The 26,775-nt window shown below is 58.2% G+C and carries 21 protein-coding genes and 1 tRNA gene; 9 read left to right on the forward strand and 13 right to left on the reverse strand.

What is annotated here, in order from left to right; translation table 11 throughout:
• Positions 1-75: 75 nt before the first annotated feature.
• On the forward strand, positions 76-1,014 hold the full coding sequence (locus ACVWZF_RS02475) for a carbohydrate kinase family protein (RefSeq protein ID WP_457410733.1): 939 nt from the start codon (positions 76-78) through the stop codon (positions 1,012-1,014).
• On the opposite strand, the gene ACVWZF_RS02480 is transcribed toward ACVWZF_RS02475, so the two are convergent.
• The gene (locus ACVWZF_RS02480; RefSeq protein ID WP_414408756.1) at positions 1,008-2,732 is read right to left on the reverse strand and encodes an ABC transporter ATP-binding protein; all 1,725 of its coding nucleotides are present in this window, start codon (positions 2,730-2,732) and stop codon (positions 1,008-1,010) included. The genes ACVWZF_RS02475 and ACVWZF_RS02480 overlap by 7 nt on opposite strands.
• A 36-nt stretch (positions 2,733-2,768) precedes the next feature.
• Positions 2,769-4,784, reverse strand: coding sequence for a diguanylate cyclase domain-containing protein (locus ACVWZF_RS02485; protein WP_457410734.1), 2,016 nt, complete (start codon positions 4,782-4,784; stop codon positions 2,769-2,771).
• 675 nt (positions 4,785-5,459) lie between these two features.
• On the opposite strand from ACVWZF_RS02485, the gene ACVWZF_RS02490 reads away from it, so the two are divergent.
• The 4 genes from ACVWZF_RS02490 (at position 5,460) to ACVWZF_RS02505 (ending at position 9,474) form a co-directional block, all read left to right on the forward strand.
• Positions 5,460-5,819 (forward strand): hypothetical protein, encoded by a 360-nt coding sequence (locus tag ACVWZF_RS02490; protein WP_011433745.1) that lies wholly within the window; start codon positions 5,460-5,462, stop codon positions 5,817-5,819.
• Positions 5,820-6,068: 249 nt separating this feature from the next.
• A complete protein-coding gene (locus ACVWZF_RS02495; protein ID WP_011433746.1) occupies positions 6,069-6,989 on the forward strand; it encodes an L-lactate dehydrogenase in 921 nt (306 codons plus the stop codon).
• Positions 6,990-7,081: 92 nt separating this feature from the next.
• Complete coding sequence (trmB, locus tag ACVWZF_RS02500) at positions 7,082-7,801, forward strand: tRNA (guanosine(46)-N7)-methyltransferase TrmB (RefSeq protein WP_457410736.1); 720 nt, start codon at positions 7,082-7,084, stop codon at positions 7,799-7,801.
• Positions 7,802-7,890: 89 nt separating this feature from the next.
• Positions 7,891-9,474, forward strand: a complete 1,584-nt coding sequence (locus ACVWZF_RS02505; protein WP_457410738.1) for a CPBP family glutamic-type intramembrane protease — start codon at positions 7,891-7,893, stop codon at positions 9,472-9,474.
• A 12-nt stretch (positions 9,475-9,486) separates the two neighbouring features.
• Here ACVWZF_RS02505 and ACVWZF_RS02510 read toward each other — a convergent pair whose 3' ends face one another.
• From ACVWZF_RS02510 to ACVWZF_RS02520, 3 genes are all read right to left on the reverse strand, one after another.
• Complete coding sequence (locus tag ACVWZF_RS02510) at positions 9,487-10,509, reverse strand: J domain-containing protein (protein WP_011433749.1); 1,023 nt, start codon at positions 10,507-10,509, stop codon at positions 9,487-9,489.
• Positions 10,467-11,324: an ABC transporter substrate-binding protein gene (locus ACVWZF_RS02515; RefSeq protein WP_011433750.1), complete on the reverse strand. Its 858-nt coding sequence runs from the start codon at positions 11,322-11,324 to the stop codon at positions 10,467-10,469. Before ACVWZF_RS02515 ends, ACVWZF_RS02510 begins: the two co-directional genes overlap by 43 nt.
• Before the next feature lie 187 nt (positions 11,325-11,511).
• Complete coding sequence (locus tag ACVWZF_RS02520; protein WP_202943700.1) at positions 11,512-12,348, reverse strand: inositol monophosphatase family protein; 837 nt, start codon at positions 12,346-12,348, stop codon at positions 11,512-11,514.
• A 276-nt stretch (positions 12,349-12,624) separates the two neighbouring features.
• Between ACVWZF_RS02520 and ACVWZF_RS02525 the strand changes: the two genes are divergently transcribed.
• The 3 genes from ACVWZF_RS02525 to ACVWZF_RS02535 all read left to right on the forward strand — a co-directional run bounded on the left by ACVWZF_RS02525 (position 12,625) and on the right by ACVWZF_RS02535 (position 15,020).
• On the forward strand, positions 12,625-13,182 hold the full coding sequence (locus ACVWZF_RS02525) for an FHA domain-containing protein (protein ID WP_238376761.1): 558 nt from the start codon (positions 12,625-12,627) through the stop codon (positions 13,180-13,182).
• A 72-nt stretch (positions 13,183-13,254) separates the two neighbouring features.
• Positions 13,255-13,326: transfer RNA gene (locus ACVWZF_RS02530), tRNA-Gln, on the forward strand.
• Positions 13,327-13,520: 194 nt separating this feature from the next.
• Positions 13,521-15,020, forward strand: a complete 1,500-nt coding sequence (locus tag ACVWZF_RS02535) for a cobyric acid synthase (RefSeq protein WP_011433753.1) — start codon at positions 13,521-13,523, stop codon at positions 15,018-15,020.
• Between the two features lie 14 nt (positions 15,021-15,034).
• Here ACVWZF_RS02535 and ACVWZF_RS02540 read toward each other — a convergent pair whose 3' ends face one another.
• The 7 genes from ACVWZF_RS02540 to ACVWZF_RS02570 all read right to left on the reverse strand — a co-directional run bounded on the left by ACVWZF_RS02540 (position 15,035) and on the right by ACVWZF_RS02570 (position 23,881).
• The gene (locus ACVWZF_RS02540) at positions 15,035-16,240 is read right to left on the reverse strand and encodes an RNA-guided endonuclease InsQ/TnpB family protein (protein ID WP_011433754.1); all 1,206 of its coding nucleotides are present in this window, start codon (positions 16,238-16,240) and stop codon (positions 15,035-15,037) included.
• 331 nt (positions 16,241-16,571) lie between these two features.
• Entirely contained in the window at positions 16,572-17,882 is a 1,311-nt protein-coding gene (locus tag ACVWZF_RS02545) for a (Fe-S)-binding protein (protein WP_457410741.1), read from the reverse strand.
• A 168-nt stretch (positions 17,883-18,050) separates the two neighbouring features.
• Positions 18,051-20,744: a tetratricopeptide repeat protein gene (locus ACVWZF_RS02550; RefSeq protein WP_457410742.1), complete on the reverse strand. Its 2,694-nt coding sequence runs from the start codon at positions 20,742-20,744 to the stop codon at positions 18,051-18,053.
• Complete coding sequence (locus tag ACVWZF_RS02555; protein WP_011433757.1) at positions 20,741-21,964, reverse strand: class I SAM-dependent methyltransferase; 1,224 nt, start codon at positions 21,962-21,964, stop codon at positions 20,741-20,743. The genes ACVWZF_RS02550 and ACVWZF_RS02555 overlap by 4 nt, the downstream gene beginning before the upstream one ends.
• Before the next feature lie 235 nt (positions 21,965-22,199).
• Positions 22,200-22,973: a methyltransferase domain-containing protein gene (locus ACVWZF_RS02560; RefSeq protein ID WP_041436669.1), complete on the reverse strand. Its 774-nt coding sequence runs from the start codon at positions 22,971-22,973 to the stop codon at positions 22,200-22,202.
• A gap of 14 nt (positions 22,974-22,987) precedes the next feature.
• Positions 22,988-23,245: an SPASM domain-containing protein gene (locus ACVWZF_RS02565; RefSeq protein ID WP_457410744.1), complete on the reverse strand. Its 258-nt coding sequence runs from the start codon at positions 23,243-23,245 to the stop codon at positions 22,988-22,990.
• Between the two features lie 225 nt (positions 23,246-23,470).
• Positions 23,471-23,881 carry a radical SAM protein gene (locus ACVWZF_RS02570; RefSeq protein ID WP_457410745.1) on the reverse strand — a complete coding sequence of 137 codons (411 nt, stop codon included), beginning with the start codon at positions 23,879-23,881 and terminating at the stop codon, positions 23,471-23,473.
• 431 nt (positions 23,882-24,312) lie between these two features.
• Here ACVWZF_RS02570 and ACVWZF_RS02575 point away from each other — a divergent pair, with 431 nt between their 5' ends.
• Positions 24,313-24,633: a hypothetical protein gene (locus tag ACVWZF_RS02575; RefSeq protein WP_414341908.1), complete on the forward strand. Its 321-nt coding sequence runs from the start codon at positions 24,313-24,315 to the stop codon at positions 24,631-24,633.
• 10 nt (positions 24,634-24,643) lie between these two features.
• On the opposite strand, the gene ACVWZF_RS02580 is transcribed toward ACVWZF_RS02575, so the two are convergent.
• Positions 24,644-26,530: an AMP-dependent synthetase/ligase gene (locus ACVWZF_RS02580; RefSeq protein WP_457410747.1), complete on the reverse strand. Its 1,887-nt coding sequence runs from the start codon at positions 26,528-26,530 to the stop codon at positions 24,644-24,646.
• Positions 26,531-26,775: the final 245 nt, after the last annotated feature.

Genomic DNA, 26,775 nt, shown 5'->3' on the forward strand with positions numbered 1-26,775 from the left:
AGGCGGACTTTCCTCTCGACACTGATCCTACCGGTACAGCACGGGGCTCCTGCGATTTCTAGCTGAGTGCTCAAGATGGATCCCTCTCATGTGCCCCTGGGTTTGCCGCTCATCTTGGGGGAGGTGCTTTTCGACTGCTTCCCCACAGAGATTGTGCTGGGCGGAGCAGCTTTGAATGTGGCTTGGAACCTCAAGGGGCTGGGATCCGATCCCCTCTTGCTCAGTCGTGTTGGCCAAGACGAGGCCGCCAGAGAGCTGCTGGGGGCCTTGCGACGGCAGGGGCTGCGCCTGGAGGGTCTGCAGCAGGATTCTGTTCACCCCACCGGCAAGGTTCAAGTAACCCTGGATGAGCAAGGGATCCCCACCTTCGCCATCTTGCCCGACCAAGCCTACGACTACATCCAGTTGGATATCGGGGCTCTGCAAGCTCTCCAGCCCAGCCTGCTCTACCGGGGCAGCTTGGCAGCCCGCCGGGAGGCAGCCCATCGCCACTTTCAAGAGGGGATCCCCGCTTTGGGCTGTCCCGTGTTTCTGGATCTCAACCTGCGGGATCCCTGGTGGCATCCAGACGCCATCCGGGAGATGCTGCGCACCTGCACTTGGCTGAAGCTGAACCAGGCAGAGCTGGAGCAAGTGGCCCAACTGGAAGGGATCCCTCCTGTAGACCTGCTGGAGCAAGGACAGATCCTCCAGGCCCACCTGAACCTGAAAGGTCTATTTCTGACCTTGGGAGCGGCAGGCGCGCTGCTGATCACCCCTACTCAGATCCATCGGGCCGACCCAGTGCCCGCGCCTCAGCTGGTGGATACAGTGGGGGCGGGAGATGCATTTAGCGCCGTGGCCATCCTGGGGCTGTTGCGGGGATGGCCGGAGGCGATTCTGGTGCAACGGGCCGTGCAATTTGCGGCGGCCATCTGCGGGATCCCGGGGGGAGCGCCTGCGGATCCGGAGTTTTACCGGCCCTTCTGGCAGGCATGGGAGATCCAGGAGATCCAGAGGCCAAGGGTTCAATGAAACTGGCGCAGGTGAAACTGGGCGTAGCGACCCCCTTTGCCCAGCAATTCTCGGTGATTTCCCTGCTCCAGCAATTGCCCCTGCTCCAAGACGAAAATGCGGTGGGCGGTGCGCACTGTCGAGAGGCGGTGGGCAATTACAAAAACGGTGCAGCGTTGCATCAGCCGTTGCAGCGCTTCCTGCACCAACGCTTCTGACTCGTTGTCCAAAGCCGAGGTAGCCTCGTCCAGGATCAAGATCTTGGGGTTGAGGAGCACGGCGCGGGCAATGGCCAGCCGTTGCCGTTGTCCACCGGAGAGGGTGACCCCCCGTTCTCCCACGCGGGTGGCGTAGCCATCGGGCAAGCTCTCGATAAAGGTGTCGATGTTGGCCACCTGGGCCGCCTGGCGTACCGCTTCCAGGTCAAAATGCTCTTGTCCGTAGGCGATGTTGCTGGCAATGGTTCCCGAAAACAGGGTGATCTCCTGCGGCACAATGCCGATCTGCCGGCGCAGGCTCTTGAGGGTGACGGTGCGGATGTCGATGCCGTCGATGCGGATGCAGCCCTGCTGGGGATCGTAAAAGCGGGGAATCAGGCTCACCAGGGTGGATTTGCCGGCGCCGGAGGATCCCACCAGGGCCACAATCTCGCCGGGAGACACCTGAAAGCTGATCTGTTTGAGCACCGGCTGATCCGGTTTGTAGGCAAAGGAAACTTGGTCGAACTCCACCCAACCCTGAATGGGAGGCATGGGGCGGGCCCCGGGCAGCTCCCGGATTTGGGAGCGGGTGTTTAGCAGCTCGAAAATCCGCTCCACCGAAGCCTCACCCTGTTTCAGCTCGCTGTAGTTGTTGGTGATGTGAACAATAGGGTCGATCAACATCGCAACACCGGCGATAAAGCCGAGAAACTGGCTGCCGGTCAGGTTGCCCTGGCTAATTTGCCAGCCGCCCACCCAAAACACCCCCAACACGCTCATGGCGTACAGAAAACCCACCACCGGGTCTTGGATGGCTCTCATCTGTTCGGTCTGAAACCGGGCCAGGCGGTTGCTTTCGGCAATGGCACTGAAGCGGCGAATTTCGTAGTCCTCAGCCGCAAAGGCGCGAGTGAGGCTGATGCCAGCAAACACCTCTGTCAAGAGGGCGGCCAAATCCGACATCTTCTCTTGGTTGAGGCGGGAGCGAAACAAAAGGCGATCCCCAAACCAACTGATCAAGGCTCCCATCAGGGGGGCTATCAGCAAGGTGGTCAAGGTGAGAATGCCGTTGAGATAGAACAGGTAGGCCACCACCGCCAAGATGGTGAGCACGCTGGGGATGAAGCGATGGAAAAACCGCTGCACCACCTCTCCCACCCGATCCAGATCCCCCGTAAGGCGATAGACCAGATCGCCGGTGCGGCTGCCGGAAAAATAATCCAGATCCAGCGCCTGCAGGTGGGCATAGATCTGTTGGCGCAATTCCAAAACCATTTGCAAGGAGGCCCTCGCCATCAGGGTGTCTTGGCCATACTGAAAAGCGCCGCGCACCAAGAAAAACACCACCCCAATCAAGGCCAGCATCCGCAATTGCCCCAGATCCCCGGCACCGATGGAGCGGGCCACCCACTCGATCAAGTAGGCGAGGGCGGGCATGGTTAGCACAAAGCCAAGGGTACAGGTTAGCCCCAGCAACAACATCCACAGATGGGGCCGAATGAAGGGAATGAGACGGCGATAGCTACGACCCGGATGCACAAATCACAAACCAGAAGGGCCTCTGACCCAACCAGCTTACAGGATAGTGTTGCGGACTGCTGCCGGGATCCCTGAAACTGGCCGGTAGAGCTGAAAGCCGCTGCGACCCTTTTCTTTGACCTGGTAGAGGGCCAAGTCGGCATGGTGCAAAAGGGTGGACACTTCTACGCCGTCTTGGGGGTAGAGGGCGACGCCAATGCTGCAGGTCACGGAAAGGGAATGGCCCTCGCAGGAGAAGGGAGTTTGAAAGGCATCGACAATCCGCTGAGCCAGACGCGCTGCCACTGTGGGGCTGCCAATTCGGGGCAGCAGCAGGGTAAACTCATCCCCTCCCCAGCGGGCGACGATATCTCCAGGGCGAACGCACTTGGTTAACCGTTCAGCTACCCCCTGCAACAGGGCATCGCCGACACCGTGGCCGAAGGTATCGTTGATGTCTTTGAAGTGATCCAAATCCACAAAGAAGAGGGCCAGGCATTCACTGTAGTATTGCTGCAGGGCCTGCTGCAGCCGCTCCCGAAAGGATTCGCGGTTCACCAAACCTGTCAGGGCATCATGATGAGCGCGAAACTCCATGTAGGCTAAGCTCTGCTTTTGGGCGGTGATGTCTTCGCAGATGCCTTCATAGCCGAGGATATTTCCGGCTTTATCTTTAACCAAACGGGCCTTTTCTCGGACCCAGATGATCGAGCCATCCCGCCGCCGCAGCCGATACTCAAAACCGCGCACGGATCCCTGTTCCTGCAATAGCCGCACAAATTCCTCCCACTGGCTGGGATCCACATAGAGCTGCCGCTTGCCCGCCTCTTTCGCTTCGCGCATCAATTCTTCGGGGGAGCTGTAGCCGCAGATCTGGGCCAGCATCGGGTTGGCGGAGAGATACCGACCTGCCGCATCGGTGAAAAAAATGCCCTCTACCGCATTCTCGAAAAAATTGCGATAGCGCTCCTCAGCCTGGCGCAGCTCCTCTTCCACTTGCCGGCGCTCCGAGATCTCGAGGGCCAGAGACACCAAATCCGCCAGGGATCCGGCGAAGTTTTGCTCTTCTAAGGTCCAGTGGCGAGGGGAGCCAATGTGCTCGTGGCAGAGAACTCCCACCATCCGTCCTTCCAGTCGAATGGGGGCATCCAGCATCGAGACCACTCCCATTGCTGTCAGGTAGGAATTGCCGAACTCGGCGGTGCGGGGATCCGCCACCACTTGGTCGGCAGCAATGGTGCGCTCTTGCTCCAGGGCTTGAAAATAACGGGGATAGTCTTTGGCCCAGATCTCCGCCCCTTGAGTATGGGATCCCTCGGGGTTGTCTGGGGTGATCTCGAATTGATTGATGCAGCGAATGCTGGAGCGCTCCGACGTGTAGAGCCAGACCCCCACCCGTGCCACCCCCAGGGTATGGGCGGCTGTAGTACAAATCTGTTGCAGAGCAGCTTGTAAGTCTCCTTGGCTGAGGGCTTTGTGCCGGGTGAGCTCCATCAGAGCCCGGTTGTGCTCCAACAGTTGCTTTTGGCTGCGCTGTAGCTGCCACTCCACTTGCTTGCGTGCTGTGATGTCCTGACAGGAGCCGACAATTCGGCTGATTGGCTTGTTCTCCTCAACTACTGGAGAAAGGGTAACGATTAGAACACGGGTCGACTCTGGGTCGGGAGCGGCAGAGGCCGTTAGGCTCAGCTCAAAGCTCACTTGCCGGCCATGGCTGAGGCAGTGTTCGGTGTGCAGTTGAATCTGCGCAGCCAGAGAAGGCGGTAGACAACTCTGGAGCTCTTCTCCCTCGATAGGTCGAGAGGAGAGAAAAAACATCCTGCAAAAAGCCGGGTTACCCACCAAAAACCGACAGCGCGGTTGAGGTGAGCCTCTTTCTGGCTCCGGGGGCAGACACTCAAGGACAAACAACCCATCGCTGACGCTCTCGAACATGGTGCGCAGCACAGCCCGTCCCCGAGCCTGTACCGGGCGCCCACGGTACATGACCTGGGGATTCCACAGATCGGCCCGCGTCAGCGCATCATAAACGCTGCCAGCCTGGTCTGGCCCAGCAGTCCCCCTTTCAACCATAGGCTAGGAACACCCAGTAGACGCTCGGGCAACGGGGAGGGCAAGCCGAAAAAAACAGCTATGAATTCACGCTGTCTCTGCCATTCTACGGTCATCCTATGGAATTGTTGGGGGAGTTTGTGTGTCTCTCGATACAAAAGATCCCCGGGCTGGCACGGGCTTTTGGGTGCTCCGGAGGGGATATTCTTTGAAGCAACTCTTGAGGTTAATTAAAAGAATTATTAAAAAGCCTGTCCTGCCGACGTGAAGGGCTATGCGTCGCCGTTTTCAAGGTTAAACCGCTTCTGGCTCCCGAACTTGTTCTACCCGTACATCGACACGCTTGGGAAGGAACCAGGCCCCTATTAGTTAGAACTGCTCTCATTAGAAAGAACCTCAGCTAGCCCTGGAAAAGGGATCCCTGCCAGACCCAGGATGGCTAATTCCGCGGGCGTGGGATCCCCGATGCATCCAAGGCAAGAGAGGAAGACTGATGGATACAACTCCACCACTCAACCGAGTAACAGCATAGCTCTATTGAGATTAACTTTCAATAGCGTGCCGGCAAAGTAGGGATCCTCTTTGATAAAGACTTGCATTAAGCTTGAGGAGTCTGGTAGAGTGCTTACCCAAGTAGCAATTGCTAAAGATTTGCAGTTAAGTCTTCTCAGGAGAACAAGCTGCGGAGTGGCAAGCATGGCATGGCAACAGGTTCAGGCGGGGGTGTGGTGTAGGCAGTTGGGGCAATTGGCGCCTCAGTGGTGGTTGGGCTGGAGTCTGGAGCAGGGCTTTCGGCTCTACCGCAAAGAAGTTTCCTCTGCTCTGCCTTCTCTCTCTGCTTTGAGGATTCGCTACCAAGAGCGAGATGGCTGGCTGGACGTGTTTCTGGGAGAAGCGGAGCAATGTAACCGACGACGGCGCAGCCTTTTGGATCCGGCAGCGCGGGTAGCCTTGCACTACATGCCGGAAGATTTAGCTCAGATTCAGTCCCTAAAGTGTCCTCACGAGCGCATTCCTCCGCAGCTTTGGCAGCGGCTAACCCAGCAGCCGGGTTGAGGACTGTTGAAGGTTAGAGGGCTATTTATTGTTTTTATTGTTTCAGATGGATCCAGTCCGCTGCGGCAACCGATCCTGCCTCTTCTCGCCTTTCCAGTTCTTCTGGAGAGCGGTAGCCTGTTTTTTTCTTCCTCTAGGCAGGCTTAAGCTGGAGAACGAAGAGTAGCGGCTGCAGCCATGACTGTTTCTGAGCACCAACCCAAGCAGCGCTCCCAGCAGCAGGTCGAGGGGCTGACTTCTCGCCGCCTTTTGAAGGGATCCATCATCGGCGCCGGCCAGGTAGGCATGGCCTGTGCCTACTCGATGGTAATCCAGAACACTCTGGATGAGCTGGTCCTTCACGACATCGACCGCAACAAGCTGGAAGGGGAAGTGATGGATCTGGTGCACGGGATCCCCTTTGTGGAGCCGACGCGGATACGGGCAGGGGAACTGGCGGATTGCGCCGGGTCAGATGTAGTGATTTTAACGGCAGGAGCCAAGCAGCGGCCTGGAGAAACCCGTTTGGATTTGGTGCAGCGCAACGTCGAGATCTTCAAAGGCTTGATCCCGGCCTTGATGGCGCATTGCCCTGACACACTCCTTTTGGTGGTGAGCAATCCCGTTGACATCATGACTTACGTTTCCCTGAAGTTGTCGGGGTTGCCGGCAGGGCAGGTAATTGGGTCGGGGACGGTTTTGGACACAGCCCGCTTTCGCTATCTTTTGGCGGAGCGCCTGGGGGTGGATCCGCGTAGCCTGCACGCCTACATCATCGGCGAACATGGAGATAGCGAGGTGGCCGTTTGGAGCAAGGTGAACATCGCCGGCACCCCGATTGGGGAACTCTCGCCGGACTGGGATCCCGCCTATTTGGGGGATATCTTCGAGCAGGTGCGCAACGCTGCCTACGAGATCATCCGTCGCAAAGGGGCCACCAGCTACGCCATCGGGTTAGGGGTGACGCAAATTGTCCAAGCCCTGCTGCGGGATCAACACCGCGTTTTAACCGTGAGCAGCCTCACCCAAGGGGAGTACGATCTGCCAGAGGTCTGTCTCAGCTTGCCCAGAGTGGTCGGGCGGCAGGGGGTGGAACGCACGCTGGCCATGTCCCTCACCGAGAGCGAGCGCAAGCAGCTGCACCGCTCGGCCCAGATCTTGCGGCAAGTCATCGACAGCATCCGGTGGTAGCCTAGATCTCCTGGACTTTTGTCGCTCCCCTCCAAGCTGGGGGATCCCTTGGTCAGTGGGCGAGGGCCGCAGCTGGCGGCAGGAGGTGGTCTATGGAAGCAGAGGTGCAACAGGGGCAGCAATCGCCTGAGGGCCAACTGGAGAAGCGCCCCCCTTCTCCGCCTTGGGCCGGGATCCCCTTACAGAGGGGCCTCGGTCACCGGGTACGGCAGCACGTCAATCCCCTGCAGGCACAGTATCAGCAGCCCGCCCCCCCACCCCATTGGGAACGGGTATACCGGCGGCTGGGGCAGCCCTTTCATCTGGATATCGGCACAGGGAGCGGACGATTTCTGCTGCGCATTGCTCAGGAGCAGCCCGACTGGAACTTCCTGGGGGTAGAGATTCGGCAGGCGCTGGTGGAACGGGCCAATGCCTGGCGGGACGAGCTGGGGCTGGATAACGTCCATTTTCTGTTTGCCAACATCAATGTCTCTTTGCGGCATCTGTTTGCGCCGGGGGATCTCAGCCGGGTGACCATCCTATTTCCGGATCCCTGGTTCAAAAAGCGCCATCACAAACGGCGGATTGTCCAACCCCAACTGGTGGCAGATCTGGCTCTGCTGCTGCGACCGGGCAGCCCTGTCTTCCTGCAATCGGATATCCAAGAGGTGGCCGAAGAAATGGCAGCTCGATTTTTGGATCATCCGCAGTTTTGGGATCCCCACCAGGGGCCTTTGGACTCCAATCCCCTCGGCATCCCCACGGAGCGGGAGTGGCAGTGTCTGCAATTGGATCTGCCCATCTATCGCTATTGGCTGGAGCGCCGGTGACAACGGGGCAAAGCAGTAATAACAACTCCATTCCGCCAAGACAAACAGAAGATAGGATATAACCCGCTTGAGTTGGATCCGTTGCCGCAATGTCTCACCCTGAAGCCACGGCCTTTGCCGACCCCTCTTCTGCTCGGCTTTCTGTTCGCCGTGGGATCCTCAACCTGCTGAGCCTATTGGCCATTGTGATTGTCGGGCTTTCTCTTTCCAGCAGTTGGTTTCAGCCGCCGCCCCAAACGCAGTTGGATTTGTTGCAAACCGATCTCGCCCTGCAGGCTTCCCGCACCCTCGATGATCCCCGCTATCAGGATCTGGCACGGGCACTTTTGGGTCAGGATGTGTTCAAGGTGGCCCAAAATCGCTATCAGCAGACCGCCGATAACTACACCGAACGCCTGAAACGTTTGAAACGGCTGGCCCGTTTAACTCCTGCTGGCGAATCTGAGGCGGCCAGCCCAGAACTGGCCCAATCTCCAGAGGTGGATCCTGCCCTTCTGGCCTCCATGCAAGATTTGCAGACGGAGCTGGATGCGCTTTGGCTGCGCCTGGGCTTGCTCTATGCCTACCAAGAAGATCTGGAAGCTGCTCGGCAGCAATGGCAGCAGATCATCGACCTGGAACGTCCCGTGGAGCTGGAATCGAGCCAAAAGGGGGCAGCGCGGGTTTTGCAAGGGCTGTGGGGAACACCGCGGCGCATCTTGCCAGAGGCGGAGGTGCAGATTCGCAATCATCTGGATGGTTGGTTTGAGGCGGTGGCTCTGCAACAGCTTTACCGACTGCAGCAGCGCAGCGATAGCCTAAATGCCCTCAACCAACAGCAGGAAAAATTGGCCTTGGCGGCTCTGTTTCGACTGGCGGTGGTGGGTGGGATTCCCGTGCTGGGGGCACTGCTGGGGTTGATGCTCTTGTTGGGCTGGCTGGGCTGGAGCCTTTGGCGCAAACGTCCGCTCCTGGGCCCTGTTTGGGAAGTGCCTTGGCCGGGGATCGGGGCGCAAGCGGTGTTGACCGGCTGGTTTTTGGGGTTTATCGCCCTCAACGCTTTGGTGCCTCGACTTTACATCATCATCCTCGGCCTGGGGGCACGGCAGCTCAGCCCTTGGCAGCAGGCGGTAGCCCTGTTTCTCACCTACAATTCCGGCGCTGTGCTGGGGGCAGGGTTATTGTACCGTCTCTTGCACACCTACCCCGGCTGGCAGAGGGTGCTGCAGGTGCGGTTGTGGGACCCTTGGCTGCTGTGGGGCCTGTGTGGCTACTGGGTGGCCTTGCCTTTGGTGGTGCTGGCAGCGGCACTCTCGCAATTGCTGCTGCCGCAGGCAGGGGGTGGGAATCCCATTTTGCCCCTGCTGCTGGATAGCCATGGTTGGGGGGCGCGGTTGGTGTTTTTGGCCGTGGTGTCTGTCTGTGCCCCTGTTTTTGAGGAGGTGCTGTTCCGGGGCTTTTGGCTGCCTACTCTAAGCCGCTACCTGCCTATGGGGGCCGCCATTGTGCTCGGCGCCTTTACCTTTGCCCTTGCCCACCTCAACCTCTCTGATCTGCTGCCTCTGACCATGCTGGGGGTGGTGCTGGGGGTGGTGTACAGCCACAGCCGCAACCTGCTGGCTCCCATCCTGCTGCACAGCCTCTGGAATACGGGATCCCTGGTGACGCTGCTGGTGCTAGGGGGTGCGCGTTAAGGGGGGCTCTGCCTACTTTTTCCTGCCGAAGAGGCGGCTCAAGAACCCGCCGTTGTCCTCCTTACGGGGAGGCGGCACCACTTTCTGAGCCTGTGACGTTTGACGGCTGGCCACTCGCGTTGGCGGGACGGAGTCCTTGGGGACGGGAACGGGCTGTTGAGTGGTGACTTGCTGCATCCAACGGCGCACTTCTGCCATCAACTCGGCGTTGGCAGGTTCTAGGCGACTGGCTTGCATAAAGTCTGCTTTGGCCATGCCAGCATTCCCCTGCTTCAGGTGAGCAATGCCCCGGTGCAGGTAGTAGCGGGCCACGTTGGGCTCAGCGCTGATGGCAAAGTTCAGATACTGCACCGCATCCCGGTATTGCTTGCGCTCGATCATGTCCAAGGCTTGGATAAAGCGGGTTTCCGCAGGGCTGAGCTTGGGAGCCGGAGGTGGGGTGGGAACGGGCTGAACAGGGGGACGGCTGGGCGGAGCAACGATGGGGGAGGCTGGGATCCCACCCACAGTGGTACGGCTGGGGGAAGGGGTTGGGATCCCTTGGTAGCCGGCCTTGAGCAACAAATAGGCCAGGTTCAGCTCGCTCAACTGCTCGGTTTTCTCGAGCAGGGTTTCCATGGAGCTGTATTGCTCTTTGGCCAGCTTCTCCACCCGTCTGACATACTCTTCCTGCCAATGGGGGTGCTCGGCCAAGCCCTTGACGGCTTCCCCAGAGGGCCAAAGATCCGGGGGGGGCGTCTCCAAAAGGCGTTTGATCCGCATTTTGAGCACAGTTTCGTATTCCCCTCGCTCCCGCTCTTTGGTCAGCACTTCGTTGGCCGGGTTGACCAGCTTGGCAAAGAGGATGTTGGCGCGCTCTGCACCTTCGGGATCCCCCACAAACCGATCCGGGTGGAGGGCCTTGGCCGCCTGCAGGTAGCCGCGCCGGATCCCCTTGGAGTCGGCGGTAAGGGGCACGCCTAAGATGGCGAAATGGTCAGTCTCGTAGCGGGCTAGTCCTCGGTTGAGGCGGGGGACATTAGAGTTGGATCCCATAGTTGCCACTTCTCTAAAATCTGCTGCAAGGTTCCGTTTTCGATCAGGCTGGAAATCGCCCCATCCACAGCTTCCTTCAGGGAAGGATGCTGAGAGGATACTACTCCCACCAGAGGCATGGGGAACAGGGGCGGCCCCACCAGGCGCAGCCGGGATCCAGCTTGGCGCAGGTTTAGGGCGGCAACGGGCTGATCGACCAGCACAGCATCCAACTGGCCAGCCTGTAGCTGAGCAAACAAGCGCTCAGGGTTACTGGTGGCAAAGAGACGAATGGCGTTGCCTCTCCTCTCGTTGTACGCCTCCAGCAGGGCTGCCCCCGTACTGTTAACTACAATGCCCACTTTGCGGCCAAATAATTGCGACAGTGCTTCAATGGCCGGTTCCTCTGGCCCAGAGGTGGGGAAGGGATCCCGTACCACCAAGCGCTGCGGGCTGAGATAGTAGGGCCGGGTGGCCAGAAACTGCTCCGGATCCAAGCCCAAAGCTTCCCGCGCTCCCCAGATCAAGTCCACCTCATCCGCTTGCAAGGCCGCCAACTGCTCGCTCCAGGCCACGTAGATGGGATCCACCTGCACCTGAAGGGTTTGGGCAAGCGCCTCCAGGATATCCCACTCGAAGCCGGCGTAGGTTTGTCGCTCCAAGTCGGTATAGAGATAGGCCGGCCCCAAACTGGGATCCAAGCCAACTCGAATGCGCCCCCGGGCCTGGATCTCGGCCCAACGGGAATCGAGGGGCTGTGCCCGCTCGGTGGGGGCGACTTTCCCTTGTGCCGGCTGAGGGTAACCGGGGCCAGCAGTGGCGACCCCAAGGGCCATTGCTCCCAAGAGGAGAGCCAGGCCGAACTGTGCCGCCCGGCAGCAATGTCGCTGTTTTCTGTGGAGCTTGCTAACCAATCTTCTACCTACCCTGCCCGACACGGATGTTTTGTAGTCTTCTTGATTATTCTTCAACTACTTCTGTCTCGAATTCAACTCTTTCAACCGGCAAGCTTTCCCGGTTTTTCTAGGTTGGGTGGGGATCCCGCCGCATGGGAAAGGAGACCGGCAAAGGCTGTACTTGGGCCAATTCTTCTTGCAGAGCAGCGTGTAACCAGCCATTGCTGGCCAACAGTCGGCCACTGTAAACGTCCACCGGGCTGCCATCATAAGCGGTCACCTTGCCGCCTGCCTCCCGCACCAGAACGATCCCTGCGGCAATGTCCCAAGGGGAGAGGCCCCGCTCCCAATAGCCATCCAACTGGCCGGTGGCCACATAGGCCAAATCCAGAGCTGCAGATCCGCCGCGCCGCACTCCTTGGGTGAGATGGGTAAAGTGGCAAAACTCGGCGTAGTTGTTGTCGGGGGTTTCGCGACGATCGTAGGCAAAGCCGGTAACCAGCAGGCTCCGAGACAATTCAGCCGTTGTGGAGACTCGAATGGGTTGACGGTTGCGGGTGGCCCCCATTCCTTGGACGGCGCGAAACAGATCCCCGCGAAAAACATCACAAACAACCCCCAAAACCGGCTCCCGCCCCTGCAGCAAACCAATGGAGACGGCGGCAAAAGGGTAGCCATGGGCAAAGTTGGTGGTGCCATCTAGGGGATCGATCATCCAAGCGTAGGCACCCTCCGGGGATCCCTGCTGGCCTGATTCCTCGGTCAAGATGACATCTTCGGGGAAGTGCCGCCTCAAGATTTTTAAGATGAGATCCTCGGAAGCGCGATCCGCCGCCGTCACCAAGTCGCCCGGACGTTTCTCCTCAATGGCAAGGGTGCCTCCCACATAACTGCGCAGCAAAGCCCCTGCCTCCAGGGCAGCTTCTGTGGCCACATCCAACCGACGCAGCAGGGCCTCTGTCACACCCTCACCTCAAGGTTAAAAACCTGCTACTCAGAATAGCCCGCCTGAGGCTGTGGCTCCCAAGGGATCCCTGAAAACCAAAATGGGCCCAACCTGAGCCCAAGCCCAGTTTCCGGGGAAAGGGGGTATCTCCAAGGCTGCCTATGGTGTATAGTACAGTACACTGGGGCTTGTGGGTTTTCCGGCAGCCCGCCAAGACCAGAGTTCCTTTGAAAGCAGTAGGGTTTTGGGGAACTATAGGTAAGACTTTGAATTTGGAAAGCCAAGCTGCTGTAAATGGCGTTGAGCGTTGAGGGGGGAAGGCCGTTGTCACATAGCTACGACGATTTTTTCACCTCCATCACAGAGGTTGGCGGGAAAAGTCCTCTTCCCAGCCAGGGCTTTGATCTGCCGGCGGATTTGTTCGATCAAGTCCCTGAACGGCCGGTGTCCCATCCGGAGTTCACCCTGTCCATCTGCCATCCTGTCCGGCCCTGCAGCTACATCCTGCGGGAGAGTATCTACACGGTTGGACGGGATCCCTCCAACGCCATCCAGATCGTCAATCGGTTTGTCTCGCGTCACCACGCTTACCTGGTGCGGGTGCCCACCAAGTCCAACCGGACAGGGTTTACCTATTGCCTGATCGACGGCAACCGCAAGGGCCAGTCCAGTACCAATGGGGTGTTTGTCAACGGCACGCGGGTGGCTACTCACTACCTGAGGAGCGGAGATGTCATCTATTTCGGGCCAGAGATCCGCGCCTATTTCTTCGAGGTGGCCCGCATTCTCCCTGTGAACCCCTTTGACATCGGCCCTGGCCTTGGCGAAGAGCTTCAGCTTCCCCACGCATAGGAGCTCACTGCAACTGTTGACAGACCCGAAGCTGCATCGCTAGATTAATTAAGCTGGTTAAGCAATGTGAATTGGGGCATCGCCAAGCGGTAAGGCAGCGGGTTTTGGTCCCGCCATTCGGTGGTTCGAATCCATCTGCCCCAGCTTAAAATCCAACCGAGAGCACAAAGGCGCAAGCCCCTGGGATCCCGTGCAGACCTGGGGTTTCGGCTCTTGGCATCAGCAGGGCGGTTAACTAGGGGATTGCAGAGTCGCTTTTGCCAACGGAGGCCCTGGCTTGGCAGGACTGGCCGCGGGGAGAATGGCAACAACCAGAAACCAAGGGCGAGGGATCCGGGGTGAGCTGTTCAGGTCGATCCTTGATGGTGGTGGGAACTTCTTCCCATGTGGGCAAAACCCTTTTGGTGACAGCCCTTTGTCGCATTCTCAAGAAAGCGGGAAAAAGGGTTGCCCCTTTCAAAGCTCAGAACATGTCCCTCAACGCCTATGTCACCCCAGACGGCAAAGAGATCGCCTACGCGCAGGCTCTGCAAGCTTGGGCTGCCGGGATCCCCCCTGCGGTGGAAATGAACCCGATTCTTCTGAAGCCCCAGGGCAACCTGACTTCCCAGATCGTCTTGAACGGAGTGGCGGTGGGCACCTACCGCGCCGGAGAGTATTACGAGCGCTGGTTTGCGCCGGCCTGGCAAGCGGTCAAAGAAGCCCTTGCTCGCCTGCAAAAGCAGTACGACTGGATCCTTTGCGAGGGGGCAGGTAGCCCAGCAGAGGTGAACCTCAAACATCGGGACTTGGCAAATATGCGGGTTGCCTTGCATTTGGGATCCCCCACTTGGCTGGTGGCGGACATCGACCGAGGTGGGGCGCTGGCCCATGTGGTGGGCACACTCCAACTGCTGGAACCCGAAGAACGGGCCCTGATCCGGGGCATTGTCATCAACAAGTTTCGGGGCTCGCGGGAACTGTTGCAGCCCGGCCTGGATTGGCTGGAAAACTACACCGGGATCCCAGTTGTCGGGGTCTTGCCTTGGGTGGACTGGGTTCTGCCCCAAGAGGATTCGATGGGAATTGCAGCCAACCCCCTGCTTTGGGAAGATCGCCGCGACCGAGCCGGTGGCCAAGCCCTGAGGGAAGGGCGCCTGGAGATTGCTGTGGTGCGTTTGCCCCAGGTGGCCAATTTCTCGGATTTTGACCCCTTGTTGGCGGAGCCCACCGTCCATCTGCGCTGGGTTCACCCCGGCCAAAGTTTGGGATCCCCGGATGTGGTCATCCTGCCCGGCAGCAAAACCACCCTCAACGATCTGTTCGCGTTGCAAAAGACCGGCTTGGCCGAGCAACTGCGCCAATACTCTGGCCATATCGTCGGCATTTGCGGCGGACTGCAAATGTTGGGAGAAACCATCGCCGATCCCGAAGGCTGGGAGGGGATCGCCGGCACCTACTCGGGGTTGGGCTTTCTCCCTTTGACCACCGTTTTACAGCCCACCAAGGTCACCCAGCAGGTACAGACCCAAAGCCGATGGCCTGCCCTGGCCCCCATCCAGGGGTACGAAATTCATCAGGGATCCACCCAGGCGGATCCCTCTGGCTGCCTGCCGCTGTTCGACCGGGAGAACCTGGGCTGGCGGGATCCCACGGGTCGGATTTGGGGCAGCTATCTGCATGGCCTGTTTGACAACCACCTGTGGCGGCGACAATGGCTGAACTGGCTGCGCCGACAAAAAGGCTGGGATCCCTTGCCGGAGCTGGAGGGCCACTATGCTCAGCAGCGGGAGCAATTGCTGGAGCGCCTGGCCGATCTGTGGCAGCCTCACCTGGACTTGGGCCTGTTGATGGAATAGCCGCTCCGAAAGACTTATGCAACGCTGAACAAAACAGAACTTTGCCCAGCATCGCTGCTTTCTTCCTGCTTCAGCGACCCATGACTGGCGGCAGAGTTCACCTCCACCGCCCCGCCAGAGGGATCTCCACAGGCGTTACTTCCCCGCGAGCTGCAGGTAGTTAGATACCACTGGGCTAGGTTGATGGCTGCATTCAAGTCGCGGTCTAGCTCCAGACCACAACACGGGCAGCGAAATACCCGCTCGCTGAGTGGCATCTTCTGTTTGTGGCCACACCCTGAACACAGTTGGCTGGACGGATAAAACCTATCCGCCACCACCACCTGACAGCCGTAGAGTTGGGCCTTGTACTCTAGCTGTCGCCGAAACTCGTAGAACCCACAGTCTGACAGCGCTCCTGCCAACTTGCGGTTCTTAAGCAGGTTCTTCACCTGCAAGCCCTCAATCACCACCACCCGATACTTCTTGGCCAGGTAAGTCGTTAGCTTGTGCAGATTGTCTTGCCGAATGTCTGCCACCCGCTTGTGGGCCCTGCCTAACTGCACCACCGCCTTCTTACGGTTAGCGGATCCCTTCTGCTTGCGACTCAGCCGCCGTTGCAGTTTGGTCAGACGCCTCCTCGCCTTACGGTAGGGCTTTGGATTCTCGAATACTTCCCCGTCGGAGCAGGTGGCCAAGTGATGGATCCCTAAGTCCACTCCCACAACTTCCCCGGTCTTCTCCACTTGAGGCGCTGGAGCTTCATATTTGAAGGAGATGTACCAGTGTCCGGCGCGAAGACTGATGACCACGTTCTTGGGTGTGGTCGCCGGAAGTAACTCTGCACAGCGCAGCCAACCGAAGATAGGCACCTTGATGCGGTCGCCAGAAATGCGGATGCTGCCTTCTAGGTAAAAGCTGTCTCGCACTCCCTTGCGTTTGAAGCGGGGGAACTTCCCCAACCCACCCCGCCAGCGCTTAAAGGCTTGCTCCAAGTTGCGTAATGCCTGCTGAGGAGCGCATTTGGAGACCTGGTAGTACCAGGGGTTTTCCTTCTTAACCTCGGCTACCAGGCGCTTGTGCAGGTCAATGGCGGTGGGGAGTTTCTGCCGGTTCTCCAGGGCTTGCCGACAGATGGCCAGGCCCCAGTTGTAGGCGTGACGGGCTACCCCAGCGTGCTGAGCGGCTAGGGTCTTCTGCCGGTTATTCAGCTCTAAGCGGGTGCGGAATCCAAGCAGCATTCAGATAGAAATTGCAGGAGCCCCGTACGGTACCCGTAGGGTCAGTGTCGGGAGGAATGCTATAATGGTACTGCGGGCACCAGAAACAGCTTTTAGGGCACTGGTAACGGTCGATTGGGGGTGCAGTAAACCACCCCAGAGGCTCGTGGTTGGCTTGCTAACTGCAGGGCTACTAAAAGCCCGCTCCGTACCGCCTAGCGGTTGGTGTCGGGTAGTTTACATAGCCGCGGCCAACATGCTTAGTTTAATGGCTATTTCGGTTCCGCAAAGTAACCAATTGTTCAGCAGATCGGGGACTAGAGGCAGCCCCTGTAGCTTGTTCGCGAAAGCGTCACGCAGCGGTAAGGGCGCGATCCAACAATTCCATCGGGTGATAGATGGGGATCCCGGCTTTGCCCTGTAGGCGCAGATGTTTCTGGATTTGTAGGCGGCAGCCGATATTGGCAGAGACGATCCCCTGAGCACCGGTGTTAAGCAAGTTCTTTACCTTCTGGGATCCCAGCTCGTCCGCCACCTGGGGTTGCAACAGGTTATAGACGCCGGAGCTACCGCAGCAAAGGGCGGCATCGACGGGATCCCGCAGCTCCAGCCCCGGGATTTGCCGCAGCAGGTGTCGGGGTTCCTGGCTGAGCCGCTGCCCATGCAGCATGTGACAGGCATCCTGGTAGACCAGCACCAGGGGTTCCGGCTGCAGCGGGTGTAGGGGAGCCGTTAACCCCACCTGAGCGAGAAACTCCTGAATGTCCTTGACCTGGGCGGCAAATCGGGCTGCCTTCTCTTTGTAGTCGGGATCCCTGGCCAACAGGTGGCCATACTCCTTCAGGGTATGCCCGCAGCCGGAAGCGGTGATCAGAATGGCATCCAACTCGTAATCGGCAAAGGCATCGATCATCTGGCGGGCCAGGGTTTCCGCCTGCTGCAGTTGCCCTTGATGGTGGGGCAAGGCCGCACAACAGCCCTGGACAGGCGGGATCACCACCTCACAGCCGTTGTGGGTCAAGACGCGAATGCTGGCCTCATTTACCTGTGGGGCAAACAGGCGCTGCACGCAGCCCAAAATGAGTCCCACCCGAAAACGGCGTTCTCCCACCGCCGGGATCCGCTCAGGGTAACGCTTGGGCAGCAGTTGCTCCACCTCCAGGGGGGGCATCAGGGATTCCATGGCCGCCAAACGCGGGGAGACCTTTTCCAGACCCTTTCGGATCCAAGCGCCGATCCCCATTTTTTGGTACAGCCAGAGAGGCCACAGCAGCGGTTGCAGCCGCTCCGGGTAAGGAAACACCGAGAAGATGAACTGGCGGTAAAGCCGATCCCAAAAACTGCGGGAGTAGTTGCGCTCAATCTGCGGGCGGGTGGCGGCAATCAGCCGGTCGTAGCGCACCCCCGAGGGGCAAGCCGTTACACAGGCCAAACAGCCCAGGCACGTGTCGAAGTGGGAAACCACTGCCGCTGAGAGAGAGATTTGGCCCTGATTGAGGGCGTCCATCTGGTAGATGCGGCCCCGAGGTGAGTCCATCTCCTTGCCGAGGACGCGATAGCTGGGGCAGGTGGTCAGGCAAAACCCACAATGCACACAGGCATCGATCAGCTTCGGATCCGGGGGATCCACCCCATCAAAACCCGGCCCTTGCGATAAACTCATTGGCTTCGACCTATCGCGCTCTCAGCTCTACATGGCCATGCAGGGAGACAATTGGCAGCTTGCCATCCTGCCTGCAGTTTTTCTGCATCTTAATCCCAGAGTGAGGGGGTTGATTACATCCCACGGCAGAGCAAAGCTGCCAGGCCTGGCCAGAGCCTCCCAAAAAGGTCAGCTCCCGCCCTTGGGAGGCGGCACCCGGAAGCCACTTGGCAGCTTCTCGCCCTGGGCAGCCGCTTCCAGCGCCGCTAGGAGGAAGGCTTCGAATTGACGCACCGCCCCTAGGTCGAAGTACAGGTGCGTTTTGGCTGCTGCTACAGCCTTGCTGGCAAAAGCGAGGCAGCGTTCTTGGTCACGAGCAAAAGCAAGGGCTGTGGGCGCATAGTCCTCGATGGAGGGGGCAATAGGCGCAATCTCGGCGATCCCCATCTGCTCGTAGGCTGCTGCCACAAAACGCCCACGGGCAAAGCGCCCAGGCCAGGTGACAATTGGTTTGCCGTAAGCCATGGACTCGTAGAGAGTGTTGCCTGAGCCGAAATGAATGGGATCCAGCAAAACATTACAGTGGGCCACCAAAGCCATGAAGCGATCAAGCGGCTGGCCCGGCAGGAAGCAGACCCGTTCGTTGAGGATAGGGGCACTCTTTGCCCAGCGCGCCCTGAGCTGCTCGCTCCAAGCCTTGGCGAAGTTCTCAATCATGACAATGTGGCCCTCGGGGTCGCCCTCAGCAATGGCTGCTAGCACCGCGTCGAAGTCAGGGTGCAGCTTAAACCAAGATTGAGGGCAGCCGTAGAGCCGGCCGTGCTCTGGCAGGCCCAGTTCTGTGCGGGAGGGAATTGACGTTGGCAAGCTGAAAAGTTGGTAGCAAAAGGGGAGGCGGGTAAAACGCACCAAGCGCTCACTGTAGTAGGCTTCTGCTCCTTCCGGTTCCACCGGCGCATCTCCCCCTAGGAAGTAATCAACTGTATCGATGCCGGTGGTATCCGGATGGCCGTAACTAACCATCTGCACAGGCGCAAGCCGCGCATAGGCCAGAAAGTAGGTGGATGGCCACATGCCAATGTCGGGGTAGAAGAGAGCATCGAGTTCAAGGGCTGCAACTTGTGCTTGCCACTGGGGAAGTCGACCGCTGAGGGTCACCGTTCGGTCGCAAGCAGCTTCCAACCTAGCTCGCAGTTGGTCACGCTTGGCTTGTGGTGGGTAGATGAGGATGACCTCAAAGCGGGAACGGTCAAGCTGAACCAGAAGGCCCTGGTAGAGCTTGCCGATGGTGTGGTTGACAAGCACCTGGGAGCAAAAGCCAACCCGGATGCGCCGACCTGTAGGGAACTGCCAGCGGGCAACATGCGGCGCTTCAAAGTTCAACTGCGGCGCCTTAGCCCGAAAGAGCCGACAGAGACCTTCCATGAGCGCTCGGTCGTCGGCGTTGTGGTAGGCAAGGTAGAAGAAAAGAGAGCCGCTGAAGAAGTATTGGGTTGGGTCGGTCAAGGTTCCAGGCAGGTCCAGCAGAGCGTTAAGGCCCTCCCGATAGCGAGCTCGCCAGTGGGCAATGGCCGCTTGGGACTCGGGGATGGCTGGTAAGTGAAGCCGACCCGCAATCTGGGTGGCAAGGATCCGCTCGGCCGCATCGGAGGGCTGGGGTCTACATTGGCGGGCCGCCTGTAACACTTCCTCAGCTTCCCCATCCTTTCCTTGAGCTGCCAAAGCAAAGGCCAAAGCTAGATGGGCGTCGAAGTGGTGCGGCTTTTTCTGCAGGGCAAGGCGCGCACAGCTTTCTGCTTCTTGGAGTTGGTCAGAAAACTTGTAGACTCTTGCCTTTTCCAGGAGGCTCTCAACAAAGTGGGGACAAAGGGTTAGGGCTTTGTCAAAGTAATCCAGCGCCTTGGGAAAGTCATAGTTAACTACGGCCAATAGTCCAAGGCCGTAGAGTGCTTCTACCCGCTGTGGGTTGAACTGCAGTGCCGCTTGGTAGGCGCTTGCAGCTCGCTCCCCTTCGCCACTTCCCAACAGCGCACTTCCATAGTTGACCCAAGCGTCGGCATAGGTTGGGTTAAGCTCAATTGCCCGCAAGGCAACCGCTTGCGCTTCAGGCCATTTGCCAATCTTTTGCAACAGAGCTGAAAAATAGCTGTATATCTCGGCATCCTTGGGATAAGCCAGCAGTGCCTGCCGGAAGAGAGCTTCATTTTCCTCATAGCGCTCTTGGGCATGAAGAGATAGGGCCAGGGCAAGCAGGGCCTCGCGCTGATTGGGCTCAATGGCAAGAGCCCGCCGAGCTGCCTCTTCCGCTGCCACTGCCTCCCCCTGTTTCCAGCGCACCTGGGCAATAATGGCCCAGGCCAGGGCAAGACCTGGGTTTTTGGCAAGTAGCCGCTGGGCTTTTTCCAAAACAAGGGCTAGGTTGCCACTGTTGTAGGCAGCTGCTGCTTCCTGTAGCTCGCTGGCTTCTTCCTCGGTGGGGGGCTGCGTTGCTGGCAGAGGGTCAGGAGAGGGAGCTTCTCCCTTCAGGGTGGCGGCCGCTAGCCGCGCAGTTAGCTCGACAACAGCGGGCCCTTCCAAACCGTGGGCGCACGCTTCGGCAAGAACCCGCTCGGCCTCCCCGTATTCACCACACTCCAGCAGGGCTTCAACCAAAGCTAGCCAATATTGACCAACCGTTGGATTGGCGCTGACTGCCGTCACCAAATGGGACAGTGCCGACCGGGGCTGCCCCCGCTGACGGGCAAGTTGGCCCAGAAGGTGGTGGGCGTAGTGGTGGCGGGGGGCAACCTGCAGGATGGCCCGATAGAGCCGCTCTGCTTCTTCCAGGTGCCCCTGCTGGTGGTGGTCAATAGCTTGCTGCAGAAGGTTGCTTAGCTCCATCATCGGCCCTCTAGTTTGGGCAAGGCATAGGGATGAGCAGAATGCCAGTAGTCGACTAGTTGCCCTTGGTGCTCGATAAGCACCTGCTTTGGCTCTATCCCAAGCCTAGCCATCTCGGCAACAATGTCAGCGGCGCGCCATTGGGTTGGGATGATGACCACGTCTGGGGTCTGCGTTTTCAGCTCCTCTGGGCTGACAATTTGCTGGCCAACGCCGGCAACATAGGTGCCAACTTTGTTTGGATCGGAATCGACAACCCAGGTAAGCCAATTGGTCTTAACCCCAAAGTGGTGCATGAAGGCTGCCCCTTTCCCCGTGCCTCCCCAGAGGGCAACTCGCAGGCCACTGTTAGCCAGCTCTTGAAGCTGGGCAGCAATTTTGCGGCGAGCCTTTTGGCTGCCTTGCTCAAATTTGGCTGCTGCTTCAGCCCGGAGCCGCCAGGCTAGCGGTAGCTGCAGCTCAACGATGGCCAACACCACTTCCCCATCGTAGGCGTGCCACAAGCTCACAATTGCACCGACGCGCTGTAGCAGGGCACGCAGCGACTCAGTGCTAAACTGCTGGGGGTGTTCGTAGTAAAAATCCACCAGTCGCCCTGTGGCAAAGACCCGGTCGATACAGGGCACTTCAGCAAGCAGGCGCACAGTCTTTTTACAGCAACCTGCAGCCCATGCCAACTGCTGTAGGAAGGCTGCTGGTTGGCTAAAGTGCTCCAGGACATGACGCATCACCACCAGATCCGGCTGGAGGTGCAGCAGATCTTCAACAGGGTCAAAAAGCCGAGCCTCAAATTGAAACTCACTGGGGAAGTCGTCCGGTTGGTGAGGGTCAAATCCAATGTACCGCCCTTGCCGGCGAGCAGCTAAAGACCGCAGAAAGTGACCACAACCGCAGCCAATCTCAACCACGGTTGGGTTCTCAGGTAGGCGGGTCAGCACCTCATCGACCAGTTGCGCCAGATGCCGGTTCCACAAGACCCCGGCGTTGAACATGAGGTTCGGCTGACTGCCGTACGGGACATCCTCATAGCGGAAGGCGCGATTCCAGACATGGCCACAGGCGAGGCACTGCACAAAGTCAAGCCGATAGGGGGGCATGGCCCGTGCCTCCTCTTCAGTACGTGGCCAGCCCAATGTGGCAAGTGGCGCAGCCCCTCCGTCAAAAAAAGGGTGAGCCACTGATTCGCCACAGGCAGGACAGGGATCCGTATAAAGAGGAGTCATGCTCTACACTTACTCGAGCACAGTATAAGACATGCTCGTCGCGTAAGGGAAGCGAAAGAGACGGAGATTGCGGAGGCCCAGCATCTCGATCGTTGCCAGTGTTTCACCCGGAAACTGACGCATGTTGAGCTCATCGAACAAGATCACAGCTCCCTTTGGCATGCGTGGCACAAGCAACTCCAGCGCTAGCTTTGTCTGCAAATTGCTCCTTGAGTCGCTTCATTTTCACCCTCGCTTATCGTAAAGTCTTCCAAGCCTCTGCTGCCTCCTGGGAGAGAGTGCCGGCATAGTAGCCCTGAATCGGAAAGCAAAACGGTTGATCTTCAGCAGGCTTGCGCAGAACACAGTAAAGCAAGGCGTTTTGGCCAATCTGGTTTTTAGTGACCAGTTCGAGGATATCCTCGCGTTTCCATAGCTGTACGAACTTCAGTGGATTATACTCGACGTAGAGATAGGCCATTATCGTGTAGCTGTTTGCCTGGGCTAGATCCCAGAAAAAGGTCGGCTGCACGTTGTAAAAACCGTGATCGAGCCAGCCGGTAAATGGCAGACCGTGGATCATTAGGCCACCAGGCAGCGTGTAGTCGTGTATGGTTTTCATCACCTGGGCAATATTGAAGATGTGCTCGGCTGTGCCAAGGTTAAAAACAGCATGGTAACGCTGAGGCAACTCGATAGGGAAATTGAGATCCAGCTTGAGAGCTGCCTCCGTGCCATGAAGATCCACCGCTGTCATCGAACGTGGCTGCCAGAAGGTGCGCCAAAAGACCTTGGCGATCTCGAACAGCATTCCAGGGCGCTTAGCCTGAGTAATTTCATCAAGTTGACGGAAGAGGGCAGTACGTTCTTCCTCTTTGGCAAAGCGATAAATGTCTTGGCCAAGCTGCTCGACAGCCACGTCGCCGTACCAGTTGGCCTCGCCCAGTTCCAAACAGTCGCCTCCAAGCGGAATAGCGTTTTGTTGCCGCATTTGGCTAAATAGAACGTATTCGATGGCAGTGATAGCCATGGATCTCTCCTTGTTTAAAGGAAGTTGCAGCGGCGGCATGGCTCTACCTGCAGACGGTTGTCCACCGTCGCGCGCAGTCGGCGATAGCTTGGGCTGTTGTAGATGTCGAGGACATGCTGCTCCTGAACGTTGCCTATGGGGTAGCGTGCCTGGCCATCGGCGCAACAGTGGGCTACCACACCCGTTGCCGTGATTGATATGTCAAACCAGCGAGTGCAGGCTATGGGCGGTGCCGTGGGAGGCGACACATCGACCTGGCCAAGCCAGTTCATGCGCGGAAAAATGCTAACTTCGAACAATGGATACGTTGTCCTTACCCAGGTAATGAAATCCTCATCAGCTGCTGTGCCGTCTCCAACACGGGATAGCACAATGCGCATTGGCAAGCGTCCCTCAGCTTTTGCTTTGTGAAGTCTGTCCAGGCTTTCGCGAGTCCGTCTGTAGGGCAACTTCATCGTTGCCTCGTATTCGTCTGGGCGGTGATCGTTGAAGCTAACCTACAAGTAACCAAGATTGGGAAACTGTGTTAATCGTTCCACAATCCGCTCGTTGATGAGGGAGCCATTGGTAGTCAAGGTGATGGTAGCGTGCGGTAGCTCAGACTGAAGATATGTAAGCAAATCGAAGATCCGTGTATCCAAAAATGGCTCATTAACCTTAAAAGGACTTAATTGAAAGCGATGAAGACGCGGAATGTCTTTGAGGTCATTGACAATTTTTTCTATTAGAGAATCATCCATCTTTGCTCCCTTTCTTTCCAGTGAAGAATAGGGACAAAAGTTGCAGGCAGCGTTGCAACGTGCCATCGTTTCCAGATGGACATGAGCTGGAAAGTCAATGTATGAACTCTCCCGCATCGCCAGAGCTCTGCGCTGATAGTCCAGCAAGTTCGGCGGAATTGTGCTCATCTCACTGTCCTCCTGCAGCATGCAATTGTCTACTCATTAAAACATTGCAACAGGCTCCCCCGTGTGGGCGCTTCGCACCCCTAGCAGGAACGCTGCTGCCTGCGGTAACTCTAACCTAGAGCATGACTCTAGTCAGTAATAAGCTCAACCATACTGAAAATAATGTATAATATGTTCAGTACGGATTACTACCAGTTGATCTTTCTGTTTACTTTCGAGTCTGCCAACATGGTAGCCAAAGCAAAGCAGAAAATTGGTAGTAAGACGACACGGAAACTGCGCTTTGGGTATTCTACTCAAAGCTTTGCGGGATACCGCCATTCTGTTTGGAAACAAACAGAATGCTATCGCTGCATAGTTGAACAGTGATGTTCAGCAGTGTTCAGCGTAAATGTATCAGAACTTGTCCGAACTATTCCCTCTGGAGAGCCATGAACTGGCAACACCTCTTCACTCGCGCTTTTTGGGCGGCGACCCTCGCCAGCTTGTGCCTGCCGGGAGCGGTTCTGGCCCAGGCTAACCTGCGGGAGCTCCCCCCCGATCTGGCGGAACAGCTCACCACAGAGCAAATTTTGCAAGCCTGCGCCAACAACCAAGCAGATACTTTGCCCAGCCCTTTCCCGGATGTGGTGCCAAGCGATTGGGCCTACAAGGCAGTGCTTACCCTCTACTACTGTGGAGCCTACCGAGGGGCCATTCCACCGGAGCAATTCCGGCGCTACTTGGAGCAACAACGGGGATCCCAAACCTAGAAGGCTGGCCCTACTTCAAAGATCGGTACATCTCCTCGATGAGGTGAGCGTAGCGCTCCGCCACGGGGTTGCGCTTAATTTTCAGCGTCTGGGTCATGAGGCCATTTTCCACACTCAGGGGCTCTGGCAAGAAGCGAAAGTCAGCAACTTGCTCGTCGGGCCGATAGCCAGGGCGTTCTTGGATGCGGCGGCGCACCTCCTGCAAAATCAAGGTGCGGGTCTGGGGCTGGGCCAGCAGCTCGGCATCCTCAGCCGGGATCCCTTGCTCGGCAGCCCAGGCTTTGAGGGCATCGAGGTTGGGGTAGATGAGGGCAGCCAATTTCTTTTGGTCTTGCCCGACGATCACGATCTGACTGATGTAAGGAGACTGCAGACAAGCATCTTCCAGCGGCTGGGGCTCGATGTTCTCCCCATTGAGTAGGACAATGACATCCTTGGCTCTGCCGGTGATCACCAGTTGCCCGTCGGGGGTGAGCCAGCCCAGATCCCCGGTTTCAAACCAGCCGTCGGAGCTGAGCACCTTGGCAGTGGCTTCGGGGTTGTTGTAGTAGCCCATCATCACCTGCGGGCCACGGGCCAGGATCAACCCCTTTTGGCCGGAGGGCAGGGGCTGTCGGGTTTCAGGATCCACAATGCGAAACTCCGTCCCCGGCAGAGGGGGGCCAGCCGTACCGCGCACATTGTTGTCTGGACGCCGCGCGCACAACACCGGCGAAGTTTCGGTGAGGCCGTAGCCATTCAAGATGGAAATGCCCACCACCTCGTAGAACAGATCCAAGTAGGCAGGCAGGGATCCACCGCCGCTGATGGCATGTTGAAAATTGGGGCCCAACGCCCGTCGTACCTTGCGGTAGATCAGCACATCGGCCAATCGGTGCAGGGGCCAGAGCAGCCAATGTTGCAGGCGAGCCTGCAGGCGCACCCAGGGGCTGACTCCGTAATGCAAAATCGACTGGTTGCGAGCTATCCGTCCAGAGAGCACATACCTCTCACTCACGGCCATCAGAGCGCGGATCAGCCGCTGCATCAGGGGGCTTTTCTCTTTGAATTGCCGTTGGATCCCTTCATAAACGGTTTCCCAAATCCGCGGCACTGCCACCAGAAAATGGGGGTGCTCCTGTTGGAAATCTTGTTTGATAAAGCGAGGGCTGGTATAGACCAGCATGCAGGCACGGCTGAGGAGAAAATACTCGCAAGCCCGCTCATAAGAGTGCCAAGTGGGCAGAATGGTCAACACCTTATTCCCCGGTTGTGGCTGTACGACCACGCCCAAGTTCTCCACCTGGTGCATCAGGTTGCCGTGGCTGAGCATCACCCCCTTGGGCCGACCGGAGGTGCCGGAGGTGTAGATGATGGTGGCCAGTTGGGATCGCTCCAGCTTTGGGGGTTGGTAGGTGTGTTCCCGACCCTTTTGCAGCCATTGGGAAAAGTTCAGCACCCCTGCTTCCTGCTCATCGGAAAGCAACAGCAGCCGTTCCAGGCCCAGCTCCTGCACATCCGGCCGGATCCGCCTCAGGGTCTTCAGATCCTGAGCAATCAGGGCCGTGCTACCGGAGTGGCGCAAGATGTAGCCCAGCTCACTGGGATCCGCCACAGCGCTGCGGGGCACATTCACAGCTCCCGTGAACATCGTGGCCAGATCGGCCATCAGCCAGCGGGGGGAGTTATCGGCAAAAATGGCCACCCGATCCCCCGGGCAAATGCCCAAAGCCTGCAGGCCAGCCGCCAGGGTTTGAATGCGGCGAAACAGCTCTCCATAAGACATCTCGAAAACTGGCTGCGCGTGGGGATCCCGTAGGGCAACCTGACCGGCAAACTCTTCCGCCAGCACTTGCCAAACGTTCAGCAGCGTCGTCTCAGGGGCAGTGGGAGTAGCAGAAGCGGCAGCAGTTGTCATAGATCTGTACCGTAAATTACGTTTACAGTCTATTAAACCCAGCCTCTCTCCCCAGGTGTCGCTAGGACAGTTCCCAGCCTGTCACCCCATTCACCATCTTCCCCTTGCGGGGAAAAGGTAGGGATCAACACTATAAAATCTTGCGCTGGCAGAACCAGGGTGGTGATTGCTCGCCCCGGCAGATTCCGCACAAAACTTTACAATTTTGATCAAACCGGATCCCATATCTCCCATGGGGATCCCGG

It is taken from the genome of Thermostichus sp. OS-CIW-30, assembly GCF_054060215.1.